Origin of the sequence: Gillisia lutea (assembly GCF_021568705.1) — a bacterium.
GTDB lineage: Bacteria > Bacteroidota > Bacteroidia > Flavobacteriales > Flavobacteriaceae > Gillisia > Gillisia lutea.
Genome location: NZ_JAKGTH010000010.1, coordinates 292,059 through 310,754, shown reverse-complemented (window position 1 = coordinate 310,754; position 18,696 = coordinate 292,059). Strand labels below are relative to the sequence as shown.

Below are 18,696 nucleotides of genomic sequence, written 5' to 3'. Positions count from 1 at the left end.
AACTTTTTGGAAATTACTCAAACACATCAGGATCTAAGTGATCGGGTACTCCATTATTGTTTTTATCTTGGAATTCAATACTTCCATCTTCATTGATAGTTATTTCATCTCTAGTCGGCGTTCCATCATTATCGTCATCTGCATCAGAATTATTCGGCAAACCATCTTCATCAGTATCATCATTAAACACATTTTCATCACCATCGAGATCCTCCATATAAGATGGGATACCATCCTGGTCATGATCTGCCTGCTTTACACCATACAGTTTAAATGTAAAAACTAAAGGGCTATAAGAAGGAATGCTCCCCGTACCATTAGCATAATAACCTAAACCGGAAGGAAAGAAAGTAGCACCTACCCCATAATCATTTTTCCATTCCACAGTATTATCAGGATTCACTGTAAAGCCTGAAGCTTCACCAAATTCAGTCATAGCTTGTGAAAATCCGCTAATCACTCCGCCTTTTTTAGCTAGACTTGCTTGTCCGTTGTTATTATAAACAGTACCAACATAACCTTGAAGATCAAACCAAACTGGGTTTGTCGTATTGTCGAAAGTAGTTCCATTTAAAAGTTCACCTTTATAATTTTGGAAGGTAGAATCTGCAAAGGTGGGATGATCTCCTGCTCCTTCTCTAATCTTTAAAATATAAACATTGTAATCTATGTCCTCTACATTTACAGTTTTTGTCATCAATAGATCTGAATCAATAATAGGTGTTTTCCCAGAATTTGCCCCGGCGATCGTATCAAACTTTATGGTATAGTCAAAATTTGCAGGTGGATTCTCAAATTCTTCATAGTTATAAAAATGAGTCTGCATATAAGCTATTAGTGCCTCGTCATCCTCAATTGCTTGTTCTGCAGGATCGCGAACTTCCACTTCTTCAGTAGTATCATCATCATTTTTACAGGAAATAAAAAAAGTGCTTGTCAACACTCCAATAATAAACAACTTATTCAATTTCATCATTAGGTAAATTTAAGGCGGCAAGATACAATATTCTTGTATTTTTGCTTAAGAAATCACATAGATTTAAGAACCTAATTATGAGAGTTGATAAGTTTTTATGGTCTGTTCGTTATTATAAAACCAGAAGTTTGGCCACAACAGCGTGTAAACAGGGAAAGGTGAAAATTAAAGGCGAGAATGTAAAGCCCTCTAAGGAGATCTACCCTACAGATGTGATCACCGTTAGAAAGAATCCAATAGATTACCAGATTGAGGTTTTAGATTTCCCTCCCAGTAGAGTAGGCGCTAAATTAGTGGGGTTATATATTAATGACATTACCCCGAAAGAAGCTTTTGAAAAAATGGAACTTTTGAAATACTCGAAAGATTATTACAGAAAAAAAGGAAGTGGAAGGCCTACAAAGAAAGACAGAAGGGATATAGACGACTGGTTTGATGAACCGGAAAAACCTGAAAAAGAAAAGGATTAGAAATGGAGTTAAATTCAGAATACTGGTCTAATAGATACCAGGAAAATAATACAGGATGGGATGTAGGAGCTATTTCTACACCCCTAAAGGAATATATCGATCAAATAGAAGATAAATCCATAAAAATTTTAATTCCGGGTGCTGGCAACTCCCACGAGGCTGAATACTTAGTTGAAAATGGGTTTACAAATGTGTATGTACTCGATTTCGCAAAAGAACCTTTGTTAAACTTAAAACAGCGAATTCCAGAATTTCCAGATGAACATTTATTGAATGCCGATTTCTTCACATTAAATGATAAGTTCGATATCATTCTCGAACAAACCTTTTTTTGTGCTCTCCCGGTTAACAAACGAAAATCATATGCCCAGAAAATGCATTCATTGTTAAAAGATGAAGGAAAGTTTGCAGGTTTATTATTCAACTTTGAGCTTACAGAAAATGGTCCTCCGTTTGGTGGTAGCAAAGAAGAATATTTAAACTATTTTAGTCCGTATTTTGAAACTTTAGTCTTTGAACCCTGCTACAATTCTATTGCTCCCCGAAGCGGAAATGAATTGTTTTTTATATTTAAGAAAAAATAACTGCGCCATGCCTACATCAAATATTATTTTAAATAACGAGCAAATTAAACATAAGATCAAGCGTATAGCGTATCAAATTTATGAAAGCAATGTTAATGAAACCTATATTATACTCGCTGGTATCTCAAAGAGCGGGTTTACTTTTGCTAAACGCTTAAAAGCTGAATTGGAAGAAATCTCCGATCTAAAAATAGAGCTTTGTGAGGTAAAGGTAAACAAGAAAAACCCTTTAGATGAGGTTAAGACCTCTATCCCTGCCTCTGCCTATCAAAATAAGTCCATCGTTCTAACAGACGATGTTTTGAACTCGGGAGCAACCCTTATCTATGGTGTAAAACATTTTCTGGAAGTTCCTTTAAAGCAATTTAGAACTGCAGTGCTAGTAGATAGAAGTCATAAAAAATATCCCGTTAAAGCAGACTTTAAAGGGATATCTCTTTCTACTTCTTTAAATGAAACGGTGCAGGTAAGCTTTGCAAAAGGAAAAGATAAAGTAGAATTACTATAGCTTTGCTTCTATCTCTGTTACAATTTCTTGGGGAGTTTTTCCTTCAACATCAATCAACACATCTGCCTGATGGTAGTAGAAGGCCCGTTCAAACATATGTTTTCTAACAAAGTTTTCAAGATCTGCCTTATTAACAAGATGGCTTATCATGGGCCTAGAGTCTTGCTCTTTACTTAAGCGCTCAGTTAAAAACTCTACAGAGGCTTTCAGGTAGATAGTTTTAGAGGAAGTATTATTTTTAATAAGGTCCATATTCATTCCATAACAAGGAGTTCCTCCCCCTAGTGCTACAATCATATTTGATGGATCTTCTAAAATATCAGTGAGGACACGAGATTCCAACTTTCTAAAATAGAGTTCTCCTTTCTCCTTGAAAATTTGAGAAATGGATTTTTGCTCTATTAAACTAATTTGATCATCCAAATCTATAAGAGGATAATCTAATTTTGCTGCAAGCTGTCTTGAAACTACCGATTTACCGACACCCATGTAGCCGGAGAGAAATATTTTCATACTGAAAAAGAGAGGTTTACAAATTAATTTAAAACATTTGCAAATTTATATCAATTTCTTCTTGAAAAATAAATTAATGATAGTATATTTGCACCCGCATTACAGAAAACAATGCACATCATGATCTGGTAGCTCAGTTGGTAGAGCATCTCCCTTTTAAGGAGAGGGTCCTGGGTTCGAGCCCCAGCCAGATCACTTTTTTAAGTTAGTTCTTATTTATATTGAAAATTTAGATCTGGTAGCTCAGTTGGTAGAGCATCTCCCTTTTAAGGAGAGGGTCCTGGGTTCGAGCCCCAGCCAGATCACTTTTTAAATTCTATAACTTTTCTTTGAAGTTATAATAGCAGCCCTTAGAAAGATCTTTTCTAATCGCTCATTAGCCCGGGTGCTGGAATTGGTAGACAGGCATGGTTGAGGGCCATGTGTCCATTAGGGCGTGCGGGTTCAAGTCCCGCTCCGGGCACTCAATCTCATTAGATGTTAACCACTTTCTTTTTAATTGTCGTAACACTTCACTTCCCCTTCTATTCTTTCAATATTGTAAAATAGCGTGTTCCATCAGGAACCTCATATTTCAATATTTCATTGTACCAAACTTTTTTAGCCAGAGTATTATTATCACTTAAGTTAAACGCTACTTTTAAGATGTCTTGATCGCCATTAGAAAACTCTAGTTTCGTTTCTGAATAACTATTATCTATAATATTGTCGCTGGGAAATATTTGTAAATAACTCTCATCTTCAATTTCAATAATAGAAAATCCCTTTGATGCATCCATGTTGCCATTATAATATGCTTTCCATTCTCCTGCTTTCTTATAAAAGATATTCACATCAGCTGCCGTATAAATTCCCTCCTCAGGATCAAATAAATTGCGACCTTCTGCATTTACAAATTTGATAGAAACTGCTGTATCAATATTAACGCAACACAAAGAGCGTCCTTCGCTTTCACAAGCATAAAAATACTGCACAGCATTAGAAGTATAATAATCTTTTTCATATTGACAATATTATAGAGAGTCTGCTCTTAGATTCAACAATTTGATGATTCAGGTTTAAAAATAGTAAGCTACTAAAGACTAATAAATAATATTATATTCATAAAATATATTTAAAAAATTTGATAATCGAATATTTTAAGTAATTTTGTTTAATGTTTTAAATAAATGATTAAACATTTTGTTTCATCAGTCTAAAACATATTATTTTCATTAGATTTAGAAATGGAGCATCTGAAACAAAATTTTAGCATCAAAGATCTAGAGCACCTTAGCGGTATAAAAGCTCATACCATACGTATTTGGGAGAAGCGATACAATATTTTAAACCCGGATCGCACAGAAACCAATATTAGAACCTACGATCTCAGTAATCTTCAAAAGATCTTGAATGTAACCTTTCTAAATGAACATGGCTATAAAATATCCCGAATAGCCAAACTAAGTGATCCAGAGATCAATAAAATGGTAAAAGAGGTTGCTGCCAGTGCCAGTGAGGAAAATCGTGCGGTAAATTCCTTTAAAATCGCCATGATTAATTTCGATCAGGCCTTATTCAATGGAACCTACAATCTTCTGCTTCAAACTAAATCCTTCAGAGAAATATTTCAAGAAGTTTTTATTCCCTTGTTAAATGAGATTGGACTGCTTTGGCAAACGGATACTATAAATCCGGTACATGAACATTTTTTAACAGGAATGATTAAACAAAAACTTTATTTGAATATTGCACAACTCGAAGAAATTGAAAATTTCGATAAAGACGAACTATATGTACTCTTTCTACCGGAGAATGAGATACATGATCTAGGCATTCTCTATCTTAATTACGAGCTCAACCTACATAATAAAAAAACCATCTACCTAGGACCCAGCATGCCTTTACGAGATATGAAATACCTACTGGAAATACATCCTAATATAAAATTTATTAGCTATCTAACTATAGTTCCAACTGAGTTACCTGACTTTATTGATGAATTTACCAAGGAATTATGTACTGACAAGGCTCGAGATCTCTATTTATTAGGAGGAAGAATACAAAATTTAGAACCAGAAGATTTTCAACAAAATATCAAGATTTATAAGTCTATTCCAGAATTTTCAAACGAACTAATTTATAATGACTAAAAAAGTAAGCATAATTGGTTCGGGATTTGCCTCCTTGGCAGCTTCTTGCTATCTGGCTAAAAACGGATACCAGGTAACTATTTTTGAAAAAAACGATGGTATAGGTGGACGTGCGAGACAATTCAAAAAAGATGGTTTCACTTTCGATATGGGACCTTCATGGTATTGGATGCCAGATGTATTCGATAGCTTTTTCACAGATTTTAATAAAAAAACTTCAGATTACTACCAGCTGAACAAACTCAATCCCGCCTACAAAGTTTTCTTCAACAAAGATGAAAGCATAACAATAGAAGATACTTTAGAAAAAATATATGCTGCTTTTGAAATAGAAGAATCAGGAAGCTCGGTAAAACTAAAAAAGTTTATTGATCACGCACAAGACAATTACAACATTGCTATTAAAGACTTGGTTTACCGCCCTGGAGTTTCTCCTTTAGAGCTGGTAACAGCAAAGACTATTAAAAAGATAGGGCAATTCTTTAGTACGATCTCCAGAGATGTGCGCAAGGAATTTAAGAATGAAAAGCTTATCCAGATATTAGAGTTTCCAGTGCTATTTCTAGGTGCTAAACCTAGTGATACACCATCTTTCTATAGCTTCATGAATTACGCCGATTTCGGATTAGGAACATGGCAACCAAGGGGCGGTATGTTTCAAGTTATAAAAGGGATGGAACAACTGGCGCTTTCCCTTGGTGTGAAAATACAGACGAATGCAAACATAGAAAAAATACATATTTTAAATAAAAAGGTAACGTCCATCAAAATTAATGGAGAAGTTATAGATACTGATATCGTTGTAAGCGGTGCCGATTACCATCATAGTGAAACCTTGCTAGAGCCAGAACACCGACAGTATTCAGAAAATTACTGGGAGAAAAAGACCTTTGCGCCTTCCTCCCTGCTCTTCTTTGTAGGATTTGATAAAAAATTAAAGAATGTGCATCATCATAATCTGTTCTTTGATGTAGATTTTGATGCCCACGCCAAAGATATTTATGATGAACCAAAATGGCCATCAGAACCACTATTTTACGCAAATTTCACTTCGATAACAGATCCTGAAACAGCACCAGAAGGTTGTGAAAATGGCTTTTTCTTAATCCCGTTAGCTCCGGGACTAAAAGATACTCCAGCCCTTAGAGAAGAATATTTCAATAAAATACTAAGTCGGTTTGAAGAAATAACAAACCAAAGTATTAGAAATAACGTACTTTTTAAAGAATCCTTTTGTGTAAACGATTTTATTAAAGACTATAATAGTTACAAAGGAAATGCATATGGCATGGCAAATACCCTTTTACAAACCGCTTTTTTGCGCCCTAAGCTAAAAAGCAGCAAAGTAGAAGGTTTATTTTTTACCGGACAATTAACAGTGCCGGGGCCGGGAGTACCTCCTTCCCTTATTTCAGGAAAATTAGTTTCCGGACTCATTCAAAAAGAACATAAATTATGAAATCAATTTTTGATACAGTTTCAAAAGCCTGCAGTAAAACTGTAACCCAGGCTTATAGCACGTCCTTCTCCCTGGCAACCAAAATGCTGGCCCCGAGCATTCGCCAGGATATATACAATATTTATGGTTTTGTTCGATTTGCCGATGAAATCGTGGATTCCTTTCATGGATACAATAAAGAGGAACTTTTAGAGGACTTCAGTAATGACCTATACAAAGCTATTGATAATAAAATTAGTTTAAATCCAATTCTCAATTCCTTTCAGGAGACCGTTCATAATTACGGGATTGAAAAATCATTATATGATGCCTTTTTAAAAAGCATGAAGTTAGATCTGCATAAATCAGTTTATCTTACACAACAGGAATATAAAGAGTATATTTATGGCAGTGCCGATGTGGTTGGCTTGATGTGTTTAAAGGTATTTGTAAATGGCGATCAGAACAGGTATGATGATCTAAAAGAATCGGCAATGCACTTAGGTTCGGCATTTCAAAAAGTCAATTTCTTAAGAGATCTAAAAGCCGATTTTGAAGATCTTAGTAGGAGTTATTTTCCTAATACTAATTTGAATGCTTTAGATGAAACAAGCAAACAGCGAATTATTAAAGAAATCGAGGCCGATTTCCATGAGGGACTAAAAGGAATTTCCAAACTACCTGTAGAAGCCAAATTCGGAGTTTACACAGCTTATATCTATTATTATAAATTACTGCATAAATTGAAAAAAACTCCATCTTTAGAAATTAAGAATAAAAGAATAAGTGTGCCCAACTATCAAAAAGCGGGACTATTAGCAAAATCATACATATCATATAGATTAAATTTAATATAATGGATATTTTACTTTGGATCTTGGTATTTTTAGGAACCTTCTTAATAATGGAGGGAATGGCTTGGTTTACTCACAAATATGTAATGCACGGGTTTTTATGGAAACTCCATGCAGATCATCACAGGAAGGACCATAGCAGTTGGTGGGAACGCAACGATTTGTTCTTTGTTTTTTATGCAATTGTAAGTATCAGTTTCTTCCTGTCATGGAAATACAACGACCTGTGGATTGGCTTACCTATTGGCGCTGGAATTCTAGCTTACGGAATTGCCTATTTTACCGTGCATGATATTTTTATTCATCAACGCTTTAAGATATTCAGAAATGCCAATAACCGGTATGCTAAAGGTGTGCGTCGTGCCCATAAAATGCACCATAAACATTTAGGGAAAGATCACGGGGAGTGTTTCGGAATGCTTTGGGTACCAATTAAATATTTTAAGAAATAGATTCTTAAAATAATCTTCTATGTCTAAAGAGTTTGATTACATCATAATTGGCGGAGGACTGGCAGGACTGCAGCTTGCGTTAGCATTTCATAAAGATGATTTTTTCAGTAATAAGCGTATAGCCATCATTGAACCCTCTTCAAAAAAGAGCAATGATAAAACCTGGTGTTTTTGGGAAAAGGGTCCGGGAAAATGGGATTCACTTATTACCAAACGATGGACAAAAGCAAACTTTTTTTCTTCTGAAGGAAAACTTGAATTAGCACTCCTACCCTACACCTACAAAATGTTGAGATCTATTGATTTCTATGATTTTGCTCAGGCTGAATTGCGAAAAACAACACAGTTTGAATTCATAGAAGATCTCATTATAGATATTGACGAAAAAAATTCTATTGCAATAGGAGAAAAGGACACCTATTTTGTAACCCACTTTTTCGACAGCCGTGTTTCCAACGAGTACCTCGAAGACAATGCTTCTACTAAGATCTTTCAACATTTCAAGGGATGGATGATTGAAACCCCTTCATCGCAATTCAATCCTTCAGAATTCACAATGATGGATTACAGAGGGAAGTATAAAGACACAACAAGTTTTATATATGTACTTCCTATTTCTGAAACAAAAGCGCTGGTAGAATCTACTTTTTTCACCCCTTTCCTGACGGAGGATAAAATATATGATGAAATGCTGAAAAAATATTTGGAGAAAAATTTACAGCTTTCAGAATACAAAATATTGGAAACTGAAAAGGGAATTATCCCAATGACTGATTTTCCTTTCCATAAGCACAGTAATTCCAAAGTTACTAAAATAGGAACTGCGGGGTCTTGGGTAAAGGCTTCAACGGGATATTCCTTTAAGCATACAGAAAAAAAGATAAGTTTGATGCTACAGAATATTAAACTGGGGAAACGCCCTTCTTATAAATTGCTTAAAAAAAGATCAAGATGGTATGATGCTATTTTCCTTGATGTTCTTTTTAACAATAATGAAATGGGAGAAGAATTATTCGCCAAATTCTATAGAAAAAACTCTATCGAACACATCTTTGAATACTTAGATGAAGAAACTTCATTAAGAGAAGAATTAAAAATAATGTGGTCCTTATACCACCCTGAATTTATTAGATCTTTCTTCAGAAAAACATTCTAATTGAGATATTACTCCTCCAATAATTTATCTATAGTCTCCCTTACACTTGCGCTATTCCAATTTGCTGAACCCACTTTTTCAATTACTATTTTACCGGTCTTATCTATTAAATAACTGGTAGGCAAGGTAGAACCATTTAAAGGTTTTGGGGCTTCACTTAAGGGCCTGTATGCTGGAAGGCTATAGTTCTTTCTGTCCAAAAATCCTTTAACAGCATCTCTGTCTTCTGAAGAAACAAAAAGAAAAACCACTTTATCTTTATAATCCTGATATAACAACTCATAACTTGGCATTTCAGCAATACAGGGAGGACACCAGGTAGCCCAGAAATTTATTAGCACCACTTTATCCTCATACTGAGAGAACTCCACTCTATCCTTGTTATTTTTCTCCAAGACCCAGTTATAATCTACCAGACGTTCTCTATCCTCTTCAGAAGTAACAGACGGACTGAAAGAAAGCAACTTATTTACAAATATTTGGATAGGCTTACGTGTTCCGGGAATAATAAGAACCAATACTATTAGAGCGGTAATAATATTAGACCATTGATTTTTGAATAATTTCATGCTTTAAAATTTCAGGTTTAGTCGAAATATTGCTGATCTCTTTCAGGGAATAAAAATAATCCTGAAATTCTAAATTTCATAGAAGTGAACAAAAAAAAACTCCCACAAAAGCGGGAGTTTTTCGTTCAAATTATACAAATGTTTAACCAGCATTTTGCAATTTAATCAAATTTAAAGCAGATCCTTTTCTGAACCACTCGATTTGAGAATCGTTGTAAGTATGGTTAACCATAACTATATCTTTACTTCCATCGGCATGTACAACTTCTATAGTAAGTTGCTTGTCTGGCGCAAAGTTTTCAAGGTCGATAATGTTAAACGTATCATCTTCCTGAATAAGATCGTAATCACTTTCATTAGCAAATGTAAGACCTAACATTCCCTGCTTTTTCAGGTTGGTCTCATGTATACGCGCAAACGATTTTACCAATACAACCTTCACCCCTAAATGGCGAGGTTCCATAGCTGCATGCTCACGTGAAGAACCTTCTCCATAGTTATGATCTCCCACAACTACAGTTGGAATTCCGGCTGCTTTATAGGCACGAGCCACTGCTGGCACTCCGTCATACTCTCCTGTGATCTGATTTTTCACAAAGTTGGTCTTCTTATTAAAGGCATTGATAGCACCAATAAGCATGTTATTAGAAATGTTATCTAAATGACCTCTGTAACGCAACCATGGCCCGGCCATAGAAATATGGTCGGTAGTACATTTTCCAAAGGCCTTAATAAGCAATTTAGCTCCTGTAAGGTTTTTACCATCCCAAGGCTTAAACGGCTCTAATAATTGTAAACGCTCGCTATCTGAAGCAACCTTAACTTCAATTTCACTACCATCTGGTGATGGAGCTACATATCCGGGATCTTCAACATCAAATCCCTTTGGAGGAAGTTCAATTCCTGTTGGTTCATCCAACATCACTTCTTCTCCATCTTCATTTAATAATTTATCTCTGGTAGGATCAAAATCCAATCTTCCGGAAATTGCAATTGCCGCTACCATTTCAGGAGAACCTACAAAAGCATGGGTGTTTGGGTTTCCATCAGCTCTTTTAGAGAAGTTACGGTTAAAAGAGTGCACAATAGTGTTCTTCTCTTCCCCTTTTCTATCACTTCTATCCCATTGCCCGATACATGGTCCACATGCATTGGTAAAAATAGTAGCATCAAGATCTTCAAAAATCTGAAGTAATCCGTCGCGCTCTGCTGTAAAACGGATAGTCTCAGACCCCGGGTTAATACCAAAATCAGATTTCGCCTTAACCTTTTTATCTACCGCCTGCTTAGCAATTGAAGCGGCACGGGTTAAATCTTCATAAGATGAGTTGGTACAAGAACCAATTAGTCCCCAGTCCACTTTAATAGGCCAGTCGTGTTTTTTAGCTTTCTCAGCCATTTCAGAAATAGGAGTAGCTAAATCTGGCGTAAATGGTCCGTTTAAATGGGGACGAAGTTCAGAAAGGTTGATCTCAATTACTTCATCAAAATATTGCTCAGGGTTAGCATATACTTCTGCATCTCCAGTAAGGTGTTCTCTCACTTCATTTGCAGCATCGGCTACATCAGCTCTATTGGTAGCTCTTAAATAACGCTCCATAGAATCATCGTATCCGAAAGTAGAAGTCGTTGCTCCAACTTCAGCTCCCATATTACAAATAGTACCTTTACCGGTACAAGACATAGAGCGAGCTCCTTCTCCAAAATATTCAATAATTGCTCCGGTACCACCTTTTACGGTTAATATCCCTGCAACTTTAAGTATAACATCTTTTGGAGCTGTCCAACCAGATAATTTTCCGGTTAATTTTACTCCAATAAGTTTAGGGAATTTAAGTTCCCAAGCCATTCCAGCCATAACGTCTACAGCATCGGCTCCACCAACACCAATGGCAATCATTCCAAGTCCACCGGCATTTACCGTGTGAGAATCGGTTCCAATCATCATTCCACCTGGGAATGCGTAGTTCTCCAATACAACCTGGTGAATAATACCTGCACCCGGTTTCCAGAATCCAATTCCATATTTATTAGAAACAGATTCCAAAAATTCAAATACTTCGTGACTGCTTTTATTGGCGGTTTGAAGATCGATAGCAGCTCCCATTTTTGCCTGGATCAAGTGATCGCAGTGTACCGTAGTTGGTACTGCAACATTCTTCTTCCCTGCCTGCATAAATTGTAACAACGCCATTTGCGCAGTTGCATCTTGACAAGCAATACGGTCTGGAGCAAAATCTACATAGTCCTTCCCTCTGGTAAAACCTCGTGTTGCATTACCATCCCATAAATGAGAATAAAGTATTTTTTCTGAAAGTGTTAAAGGCTTACCAACCACTTCACGTGCTTTTTCTACACGCTCGGTCATTTGGCTATAAACCTTCTTGATCATATCAATATCGTACGCCATTTCTTGTTTGATTTAATGTTCTAAAAAGTCTTGCGAAATTACGAATTATCGCTGGATTTTAAAAATCATAGGCTTATTTAGCAATTCGCTAACAATAATTTAATAATTCTTAAAATATGAATATCAAATTTAAGCAAATCGAATTTAAAGAGATAAAAATTAGGAATTTGACAAATTAAGACGACTTTCTATTACTCATAGTATTCTCTTGTAGCACTTAATTGCTGTATTAAAAAATGTAAAAGCAGCAACACCTTACTATTAGGCCATTAACCGGAAAGTTGAATATAAAGCGACTTAGGAATTTAGAATAACTGCCTTATAATATCTTCTTCGGTTAACCCCTCTGCCTCCGCTTTATAATTTCTAATAATTCTATGGCGAAGAATGCCAATTGCCACAGCTTGAATATTTTCAATATCCGGAGAGAATTTACCATTTAACAACGCATGAGTTTTTGCAGCCAATACTAAATTTTGTGAAGCTCTTGGTCCTGCTCCCCAATCTAAGAAGTTATTAACTATCTCTGGTGCTAGTTCACTTTGAGGTCGGGTTTTCCCAACCAGTCTCACCGCATATTCTACCACATTATCAGCCACAGGAACTCGTCTCACAAGTTCTTGAATATTAATGATCTCCTCTAGAGTAAACAACGGATTGATATTAGCTGTATTAAAGCCGGTGGTAGATTTAACCACGTCGACTTCTTCCTGAAAAGTGGGGTAGTTCAGATGAATGGCAAACATGAACCTATCTAACTGAGCTTCTGGTAAAGGATATGTCCCTTCCTGCTCGATAGGATTTTGAGTCGCCAGAACAAAATAAGGCAAACTCAATTTATAATGATTACCTGCTACTGTTACCGCACGTTCTTGCATCGCCTCTAAAAGAGCAGCCTGAGTTTTTGGCGGGGTTCTATTAATCTCATCAGCCAAGATGATATTTGAAAAAACCGGCCCTTTAATAAATTTAAAGTGCCGGTTTTCATCTAAAATTTCTGAACCTAAAATGTCGCTGGGCATTAAGTCTGGTGTAAATTGAATTCTTTTAAAATTCAAACCTAAGGCTTCAGCAATTGTATTAACCATTAAAGTTTTAGCTAAGCCGGGCACGCCTATCAATAAAGCATGTCCTCCAGAAAATATAGCAAGTAGAATTTGATCTACCACCTGCTCCTGACCGATAATTACCTTAGCAATTTCCTGCTTCAGGCGTTTATGTTTTTCAACTAAATCTTTAACGGCAGCAACATCAGACATTCGTAATTATTTAATTTTTTAACCAATTACTGTTATAATCGCAGTTACGATATTTCCCGTTTAGTTTAATATAGGTTTCCGCAATTTTTTCCTGTTGCCATTTATCAATAGCTTTTAATTGCTTGTCACGTAAAGCCAGTTCTTTTATCTTCAAATAATCCTGAGCAAAATTTGCTTTATGCTCAGGGTATCTTTTATCTAAAGTAATAATCTTATAAAAAACTCTTCCTGTACGATCCTGATCGGTTAACACAAGAGACACTTCTCCTTCTTCCAAATTTACAACCTGACCATACAGATCTGGATCTATTTTAGTTAATTGAAACCTCGTATCACCATTAGTAGGATTAATAAGTTTTCCTTTGTTCGCTGCCGTTTCTTCTTCGTCTGAAAACTTTTTCGCAGCCTCTCCAAAACTTAAATCTTTTGAAACTACGGCAGTTCTAATACTATCTATTTGCTTCTTCGCTTTTTCAACAGTAGCGTTGGTAACATCTGGGATTAGTAAAATATGTCTTATCTCTAGGTTTTGCCCTATTACCTTTTCTACTTTAATGATATGGTATCCAAACTGAGATTCAAATGGCTCACTTACTTCTCCCTCTTGTAAACTGAAGGCAGTATCTTTAAAATCCTTATCCAGACCATCTTTTCTGGTAATTATCATTCTACCACCATCACTACTTGATCCCGGATCCTGAGAGTATAATACTGCTTTGGTTGCAAAGCTGGCATCGTTATCTATGATATCTTCTCTAAATTGATTAAGTCTTTCAATTACCTTGTGTTTTTCACTTTCAGGGATTTCTGGTTTTATTATAATTTGCGATATTTCAACCTCATCGCCAAAAATAGGACGTTCTTCCTCTTTTATCCCCTCAAAATAAGCTCTTACCTCGTCAGGAGTTATTTCTACATTCTCTACAATATTTCGTTGCATTTTACTTGCAAGTTCACGTTGCTTATTCAATTCGAACATTTCATTTCTAAACTCCTGTTCAGAATCTCTTTTATAGAATTTCAAGACCTTATCTATAGAACCTAATTGCCCCACCATCCCGGTTATTTGCTGATCTACAAAACTTCTTATCTCTGCATCGGACACCAAGATACTATCCTGGATGGCATGATGAGCATATAGTTTATTCTCTAAGATGCTTCCTGCTAACTGGCAATCGGTAACATCGGCAGTAGAAACTCCCTGACTTTTAAGATCGGCATACATCATATCAACATCGCTGTCTAATACCACATATCCACCAACCACAGCTGCTATTCCGTCTACTTTGGTTCGCTTAAATTCTTGTGTTTTAGTCTCTTCTTTAACCAGTTCTTCCTTAGGTTGTATTGAAGTACTATCGGTTACTATTACTTCTTGTGCTTTGGCTTGTTTGCCAATCCCTACTATTAAAAGTAAAGCTGCGCAGTTATTGATTATAAATTTCAAATTGTTCGTTTTCAATTGCATCTTTTGTTATGTCTTTTTCTAATTCTTTAACCAGATTTGCTTTTCGCTTATTTAAAATAATCTGTTTTATTGTGGAAGTTGCATATTCCAGCGGTGCCTGGTCATTTCTTAACAGTAAATCATTTACATACACCAAATATACTTCTAATGAATCTTCAAGCTGAAGAAAATTCGCTTTTTTTAATAATTGTGATTTATTCCCGTCGTTAAGCGGCCTAATTCTGTCGTATACAGATTTGGTGCTTACCCAAACAGAATCATTAAACGAATAGGCTTTAAACTGAAGGGAGATCTTATCCAGTTCGCTTTTATCCTGATCGTTGAAACGTATGAATTTCTTCTTTATATCAGAAAAATCAATGCTATTCTTATCAAGGTTGATATATCTCAATTTTACAAGATCTTCATTCAATCTAAAATTATCCAGATGTTCCTGATAGTATTTTTTGATCTCATTTCCATTAAAAGAGGTATCTAATCGCTTAGCAACCAAAGCATCGGCATAAGCCTTAGTATACAGTTCATTCTTATAGTTTCGCACCAATTCATCAAATTCGTTTTGCTGCTCGCTACTTAAATTGAATTTAGCTCCGTCAATTAGCAGCTGTTGGGTGGCCCATCTATTTATAAAATTAGACACTATTAACGTACTGTCTTCTGAAGAAATACCTTCTCCTACCAAGGCTTCAACATCTTCCTTATAAAGATAGCTGTCATTCACCCTGGCAATAGGTTCTCGCTCCTCGGCCTTTTCAAAATAATTGCATGCCTGAAGAAACATCAGAACTAATATCACAGTAAATTTCAAGATGTGTTTCCGCATCAATTTCATAAAATTAATATTGATTCTCCTACAAATAAGAATTAGGTTGAAAGACAATCAAATAAATAAAAAATATCCCGACAAAAATAAGAAATCCTCTTGCATGTACAAGCTAATACCTAAACGTTTCCATAATCAGGAAATTATACAATAAAAATCAAAATTCTATTTAACTTAGAGAATCCTAAAAAGGCTGTATTATGAACTACTCAAAGGAGATCATTATTCATGCCCCCCGCGAAGAAGTTGTTGCTAAATTGAAAAATCCTAAAAATTTTAAGCACTGGCAGAAGGGGTTTATTTCATACAAACATATTACCGGGATACAGGGAAAGCCGGACGCCCGCTCCAGACTGAAGTATAAGATGGGGAATCGTAAAATTGAAATGATAGAAACTATAATTAAGGAAAACTCACCTAACGAATTACATCTTTCCTATGATGCCCAGGGGGTTTTTAACATTCAAAAAAATTATTTTGAAGTAGAATCGGAAAATGCTACACTTTGGATATCTTACAACGATTTTGAATTCTCCGGCTTCATGAAAATCTTGGGAACACTAATGCCCGGTATTTTTAAAAAACAATCCTTGAAATATATGCAGGATTTTAAAGCCTTTGTTGAAAACGGAACGAGCATATTGAACAAGTAATTATAATAAATGGAAAGACAAATTAAACTGATATGGGACTTTCGTGGTCCGCAATCTTTACCCACAGCAAAGCATCATGAAATACATTTGAAAGATTTTATTTTGGCAGAGAACTTAACCGATTGGGATATTACCGGGTTCGAGCAAATCACAGAAATGCATTCCATCGCGTTTTGGGTAGTACCAGAATCTCAAATATTAAAATATCGAGATATCCTTAAGCCAAATCGGGCTGTAGTATATACTTCCCCAGAAATTTAGCCATTTTTATTCTACATTATTAAATTGACTCATTTATATTTGTTGAAAATCAAATAAAACATGAAGAATTTAATTTTAACCTTAGTATTAATTTTATCGGCATTAGGTACCCAGGCCCAAACCAAATTAGGGACAATAGATGCGGAATATATCTTGGCTCAAATGCCTGAAAATTCCAAAGTAGAAGATAGCCTAAAAGCATACAACCTTACTCTGCAGGAAGATTTACAAGCTACCATAAAAAAATATGAAACCGCGGTAGCCGATTACCAGGCCAATAACACCACCTACACCGAAGAGATAAAAAAGACTAAAGAAGGTGAGATTATAGGAATGGAGAATGAGATCAAAAACTTTAGACAAAAAGCTTCTTTGCTACTTCAAATGAAAAGAAACGAACTCACATCGCCTCTTTATAAAAAAATTGATGAGGCCATGAAGGCAGTTATCTCATCTGAAGGGTACACGCAGATATTGAACGTTACCACTAACGGATTAGCTTATGCCGATCCAAAATTTGATATTACCGATACGGTTCTGCAAAAATTAGGATTAAGCGCTAAATAATAGCTATAATCAAAACGAAAAAAGGGCTCTGAAAATTCAATTTTCAGAGCCCTTTTTATTGATAATCGATGTTTATTATCTACTATAATTAGGAGATTCTTTTGTAATAGAAACATTGTGAGGGTGACTCTCATTGATTCCTGAAGAGGTAATTTTTACAAATCTACCTTTCTCTTTTAAAGTTTCAATATCCTTAGCACCACAATAACCCATTCCGGCGCGTAAACCACCTACAAACTGATAAATACTTTCTTCGAGATCTCCCTTATAAGGAACTCTTCCCACAATACCTTCAGGCACTAATTTTTTAATATCATCTTCAACATCCTGGAAGTATCTGTCTTTAGAACCTTGCTTCATAGCTTCAACAGACCCCATTCCTCTATAAGATTTGAATTTTCTACCTTCATATATAATAGTTTCTCCAGGAGATTCCTTTGTACCTGCCAATAATGATCCTAACATCACACAATCGGCTCCTGCAGCAATAGCTTTTGGAATATCACCGGTATAGCGAATTCCACCATCAGCAATAACAGGAATTCCTGTTCCTTTTAAGGCGTTAGCCACTTCAAGAACGGCAGAAAATTGAGGAAATCCAACTCCGGCTACTACTCTTGTGGTACATATAGATCCTGGTCCAATTCCCACTTTAACGCCATCTGCCCCCGCTTCAACTAAATATTTTGCAGCTTCAGCAGTTGCTATATTTCCAACGATGACTTCCATCTTCGGAAATTTTGCTTTTATTTCTTTTAAAACTCCAACTACACCCTTAGTATGCCCGTGAGCCGTATCAATAATCAAAGCATCAACTCCGGCGTTTACCAAAGCCTCTGCACGCTTTACTACATCAGGTGTAATTCCCAGAGCTGCTGCCACACGTAATCTTCCGTAACTATCTTTATTAGCAAGAGGTTTTTGGGTGAGTTTTGTAATATCTCTAAAAGTAATTAGTCCAACCAACACTTCTTCTGCATTGACTACAGGTAGTTTTTCAATCTTATTTTGCTGCAATATTACCTCAGCTTCTTGCAAAGAAGTTCCTTCTGAAACCGTTACCAGATTTTGTGATGTCATTACTTCAGAAATAGGGCGACTGTCGTTCTTCTCAAAACGAAGGTCTCTATTGGTAACTATCCCTAATAATTTTCCATGATCGTCCACAATTGGAATTCCTCCTATGCTATGCTCCTTCATGTTGTTCTTTGCATCTCCAACTACAGCAGTTATTGGAAGTGTTACGGGATCTATGATCATTCCGCTCTCTGCCCGCTTCACCCTTCTAACTTTTAACGCCTGTTCCTCGATGGTCATGTTTTTATGAAGCACGCCTATACCACCTTCTCTGGCTATAGCAATTGCCATTTTACTTTCGGTCACGGTATCCATTGCGGCCGATACAATAGGAACGTTAATTGGAATATTTTTTGTGAATTTTGAGCGAATGCTTACATCTCTTGGTAGAACATCAGAATAAGCAGGAACTAAAAGTACGTCATCGTAAGTAAGTCCTTCGCCAACAATTTTAGAATCGTGTGCAATCATAGCAATTAAAGATTTAATTGCGTGCAAATATACCACTTTTTAAGGAATGTAACCT

20 protein-coding genes and 3 tRNA genes are annotated in these 18,696 nt (G+C 35.9%); 14 read left to right on the top strand and 9 right to left on the bottom strand.

Translation table 11 applies throughout. The features are described 5' to 3' along the window. Window positions 1-13: 13 nt before the first annotated feature. Window positions 14-976 carry an FKBP-type peptidyl-prolyl cis-trans isomerase gene (locus tag L1I30_RS12555; RefSeq protein ID WP_236134638.1) on the bottom strand — a complete coding sequence of 321 codons (963 nt, stop codon included), beginning with the start codon at window positions 974-976 and terminating at the stop codon, window positions 14-16. Window positions 977-1,053: 77 nt separating this feature from the next. Here L1I30_RS12555 and L1I30_RS12550 point away from each other — a divergent pair, with 77 nt between their 5' ends. The 3 genes from L1I30_RS12550 to L1I30_RS12540 are packed head-to-tail and all read left to right on the top strand — an operon-like array spanning window position 1,054 to window position 2,538. Then, window positions 1,054-1,446, top strand: a complete 393-nt coding sequence (locus L1I30_RS12550; protein ID WP_236134637.1) for an RNA-binding S4 domain-containing protein — start codon at window positions 1,054-1,056, stop codon at window positions 1,444-1,446. 2 nt (window positions 1,447-1,448) lie between these two features. Beyond that, window positions 1,449-2,030, top strand: a complete 582-nt coding sequence (locus L1I30_RS12545; protein WP_236134636.1) for a methyltransferase — start codon at window positions 1,449-1,451, stop codon at window positions 2,028-2,030. A 7-nt stretch (window positions 2,031-2,037) separates the two neighbouring features. Continuing rightward, entirely contained in the window at window positions 2,038-2,538 is a 501-nt protein-coding gene (locus L1I30_RS12540; RefSeq protein WP_236134635.1) for a phosphoribosyltransferase family protein, read from the top strand. On the opposite strand, the gene L1I30_RS12535 is transcribed toward L1I30_RS12540, so the two are convergent. Then, on the bottom strand, window positions 2,533-3,051 hold the full coding sequence (locus L1I30_RS12535) for a shikimate kinase (RefSeq protein ID WP_236134634.1): 519 nt from the start codon (window positions 3,049-3,051) through the stop codon (window positions 2,533-2,535). The genes L1I30_RS12540 and L1I30_RS12535 overlap by 6 nt on opposite strands. A 122-nt stretch (window positions 3,052-3,173) precedes the next feature. On the opposite strand from L1I30_RS12535, the gene L1I30_RS12530 reads away from it, so the two are divergent. From L1I30_RS12530 to L1I30_RS12520, 3 genes are all read left to right on the top strand, one after another. Then, window positions 3,174-3,246 (top strand) — tRNA-Lys (locus tag L1I30_RS12530). 37 nt (window positions 3,247-3,283) lie between these two features. Next, window positions 3,284-3,356: transfer RNA gene (locus L1I30_RS12525), tRNA-Lys, on the top strand. A gap of 74 nt (window positions 3,357-3,430) precedes the next feature. After that, window positions 3,431-3,514, top strand: a tRNA-Leu gene (locus L1I30_RS12520). Window positions 3,515-3,575: 61 nt separating this feature from the next. On the opposite strand, the gene L1I30_RS12515 is transcribed toward L1I30_RS12520, so the two are convergent. Beyond that, window positions 3,576-4,025 carry a hypothetical protein gene (locus tag L1I30_RS12515; RefSeq protein WP_236134633.1) on the bottom strand — a complete coding sequence of 150 codons (450 nt, stop codon included), beginning with the start codon at window positions 4,023-4,025 and terminating at the stop codon, window positions 3,576-3,578. Window positions 4,026-4,277: 252 nt separating this feature from the next. On the opposite strand from L1I30_RS12515, the gene L1I30_RS12510 reads away from it, so the two are divergent. Genes L1I30_RS12510 through L1I30_RS12490 form a run of 5 tightly spaced genes read left to right on the top strand, consistent with a single transcriptional unit; the run spans window position 4,278 to window position 9,083 of the window. Beyond that, window positions 4,278-5,183, top strand: a complete 906-nt coding sequence (locus tag L1I30_RS12510; protein ID WP_236134632.1) for a MerR family transcriptional regulator — start codon at window positions 4,278-4,280, stop codon at window positions 5,181-5,183. Further along, complete coding sequence (gene crtID / locus L1I30_RS12505) at window positions 5,176-6,642, top strand: bifunctional phytoene desaturase/3,4-desaturase (protein ID WP_236134631.1); 1,467 nt, start codon at window positions 5,176-5,178, stop codon at window positions 6,640-6,642. The genes L1I30_RS12510 and crtID overlap by 8 nt, the downstream gene beginning before the upstream one ends. Further along, window positions 6,639-7,478, top strand: coding sequence for a phytoene/squalene synthase family protein (locus L1I30_RS12500; protein ID WP_236134630.1), 840 nt, complete (start codon window positions 6,639-6,641; stop codon window positions 7,476-7,478). Before crtID ends, L1I30_RS12500 begins: the two co-directional genes overlap by 4 nt. Then, on the top strand, window positions 7,478-7,927 hold the full coding sequence (locus L1I30_RS12495; protein WP_236134629.1) for a sterol desaturase family protein: 450 nt from the start codon (window positions 7,478-7,480) through the stop codon (window positions 7,925-7,927). The genes L1I30_RS12500 and L1I30_RS12495 overlap by 1 nt, the downstream gene beginning before the upstream one ends. A gap of 19 nt (window positions 7,928-7,946) precedes the next feature. Then, entirely contained in the window at window positions 7,947-9,083 is a 1,137-nt protein-coding gene (locus tag L1I30_RS12490; protein WP_236134628.1) for a lycopene cyclase family protein, read from the top strand. A gap of 8 nt (window positions 9,084-9,091) precedes the next feature. Here the strand turns inward: L1I30_RS12490 and L1I30_RS12485 are convergent, their stop codons facing one another. The 5 genes from L1I30_RS12485 to L1I30_RS12465 all read right to left on the bottom strand — a co-directional run bounded on the left by L1I30_RS12485 (window position 9,092) and on the right by L1I30_RS12465 (window position 15,612). Beyond that, window positions 9,092-9,652, bottom strand: coding sequence for a TlpA family protein disulfide reductase (locus L1I30_RS12485; RefSeq protein WP_236134627.1), 561 nt, complete (start codon window positions 9,650-9,652; stop codon window positions 9,092-9,094). A 142-nt stretch (window positions 9,653-9,794) separates the two neighbouring features. Then, window positions 9,795-12,062 carry an aconitate hydratase gene (locus L1I30_RS12480; RefSeq protein WP_236134626.1) on the bottom strand — a complete coding sequence of 756 codons (2,268 nt, stop codon included), beginning with the start codon at window positions 12,060-12,062 and terminating at the stop codon, window positions 9,795-9,797. A gap of 305 nt (window positions 12,063-12,367) precedes the next feature. Beyond that, window positions 12,368-13,321: an AAA family ATPase gene (locus tag L1I30_RS12475; RefSeq protein WP_236134625.1), complete on the bottom strand. Its 954-nt coding sequence runs from the start codon at window positions 13,319-13,321 to the stop codon at window positions 12,368-12,370. Between the two features lie 10 nt (window positions 13,322-13,331). Continuing rightward, window positions 13,332-14,789 carry a peptidylprolyl isomerase gene (locus L1I30_RS12470; RefSeq protein WP_236134624.1) on the bottom strand — a complete coding sequence of 486 codons (1,458 nt, stop codon included), beginning with the start codon at window positions 14,787-14,789 and terminating at the stop codon, window positions 13,332-13,334. Continuing rightward, complete coding sequence (locus L1I30_RS12465) at window positions 14,749-15,612, bottom strand: peptidyl-prolyl cis-trans isomerase (RefSeq protein WP_236134654.1); 864 nt, start codon at window positions 15,610-15,612, stop codon at window positions 14,749-14,751. Before L1I30_RS12465 ends, L1I30_RS12470 begins: the two co-directional genes overlap by 41 nt. 200 nt (window positions 15,613-15,812) lie before the next feature. Between L1I30_RS12465 and L1I30_RS12460 the strand changes: the two genes are divergently transcribed. From L1I30_RS12460 to L1I30_RS12450, 3 genes are read left to right on the top strand one after another with little or no spacing between them, the layout of a single operon-like run. Next, complete coding sequence (locus tag L1I30_RS12460; RefSeq protein WP_236134623.1) at window positions 15,813-16,265, top strand: SRPBCC family protein; 453 nt, start codon at window positions 15,813-15,815, stop codon at window positions 16,263-16,265. Window positions 16,266-16,274: 9 nt separating this feature from the next. Further along, window positions 16,275-16,526 (top strand): hypothetical protein, encoded by a 252-nt coding sequence (locus L1I30_RS12455; protein WP_236134622.1) that lies wholly within the window; start codon window positions 16,275-16,277, stop codon window positions 16,524-16,526. Between the two features lie 60 nt (window positions 16,527-16,586). Continuing rightward, the gene (locus L1I30_RS12450) at window positions 16,587-17,093 is read left to right on the top strand and encodes an OmpH/Skp family outer membrane protein (RefSeq protein WP_236134621.1); all 507 of its coding nucleotides are present in this window, start codon (window positions 16,587-16,589) and stop codon (window positions 17,091-17,093) included. A gap of 75 nt (window positions 17,094-17,168) precedes the next feature. Here L1I30_RS12450 and guaB read toward each other — a convergent pair whose 3' ends face one another. Continuing rightward, window positions 17,169-18,641: an IMP dehydrogenase gene (guaB, locus tag L1I30_RS12445; protein WP_236134653.1), complete on the bottom strand. Its 1,473-nt coding sequence runs from the start codon at window positions 18,639-18,641 to the stop codon at window positions 17,169-17,171. Window positions 18,642-18,696 lie beyond the last annotated feature (55 nt).

Bases quoted from the DNA above. Each gene is read 5' to 3' on its own strand.
- L1I30_RS12495 (WP_236134629.1), top strand. From the start codon at position 7,478: ATGGATATTTTACTTTGGATCTTGGTATTTTTAGGAACCTTCTTAATA.
- L1I30_RS12490 (WP_236134628.1), top strand. From the start codon at position 7,947: ATGTCTAAAGAGTTTGATTACATCATAATTGGCGGAGGACTGGCAGGA.
- L1I30_RS12540 (WP_236134635.1), top strand. From the start codon at position 2,038: ATGCCTACATCAAATATTATTTTAAATAACGAGCAAATTAAACATAAG.
- L1I30_RS12485 (WP_236134627.1), bottom strand. From the start codon at position 9,652: ATGAAATTATTCAAAAATCAATGGTCTAATATTATTACCGCTCTAATA.
- L1I30_RS12500 (WP_236134630.1), top strand. From the start codon at position 6,639: ATGAAATCAATTTTTGATACAGTTTCAAAAGCCTGCAGTAAAACTGTA.
- L1I30_RS12535 (WP_236134634.1), bottom strand. From the start codon at position 3,051: ATGAAAATATTTCTCTCCGGCTACATGGGTGTCGGTAAATCGGTAGTT.
- L1I30_RS12550 (WP_236134637.1), top strand. From the start codon at position 1,054: ATGAGAGTTGATAAGTTTTTATGGTCTGTTCGTTATTATAAAACCAGA.
- crtID (WP_236134631.1), top strand. From the start codon at position 5,176: ATGACTAAAAAAGTAAGCATAATTGGTTCGGGATTTGCCTCCTTGGCA.
- L1I30_RS12465 (WP_236134654.1), bottom strand. From the start codon at position 15,612: ATGCGGAAACACATCTTGAAATTTACTGTGATATTAGTTCTGATGTTT.
- L1I30_RS12460 (WP_236134623.1), top strand. From the start codon at position 15,813: ATGAACTACTCAAAGGAGATCATTATTCATGCCCCCCGCGAAGAAGTT.
- L1I30_RS12545 (WP_236134636.1), top strand. From the start codon at position 1,449: ATGGAGTTAAATTCAGAATACTGGTCTAATAGATACCAGGAAAATAAT.
- L1I30_RS12470 (WP_236134624.1), bottom strand. From the start codon at position 14,789: ATGCAATTGAAAACGAACAATTTGAAATTTATAATCAATAACTGCGCA.
- L1I30_RS12475 (WP_236134625.1), bottom strand. From the start codon at position 13,321: ATGTCTGATGTTGCTGCCGTTAAAGATTTAGTTGAAAAACATAAACGC.
- L1I30_RS12480 (WP_236134626.1), bottom strand. From the start codon at position 12,062: ATGGCGTACGATATTGATATGATCAAGAAGGTTTATAGCCAAATGACC.
- guaB (WP_236134653.1), bottom strand. From the start codon at position 18,641: ATGATTGCACACGATTCTAAAATTGTTGGCGAAGGACTTACTTACGAT.
- L1I30_RS12555 (WP_236134638.1), bottom strand. From the start codon at position 976: ATGATGAAATTGAATAAGTTGTTTATTATTGGAGTGTTGACAAGCACT.
- L1I30_RS12455 (WP_236134622.1), top strand. From the start codon at position 16,275: ATGGAAAGACAAATTAAACTGATATGGGACTTTCGTGGTCCGCAATCT.
- L1I30_RS12450 (WP_236134621.1), top strand. From the start codon at position 16,587: ATGAAGAATTTAATTTTAACCTTAGTATTAATTTTATCGGCATTAGGT.
- L1I30_RS12510 (WP_236134632.1), top strand. From the start codon at position 4,278: ATGGAGCATCTGAAACAAAATTTTAGCATCAAAGATCTAGAGCACCTT.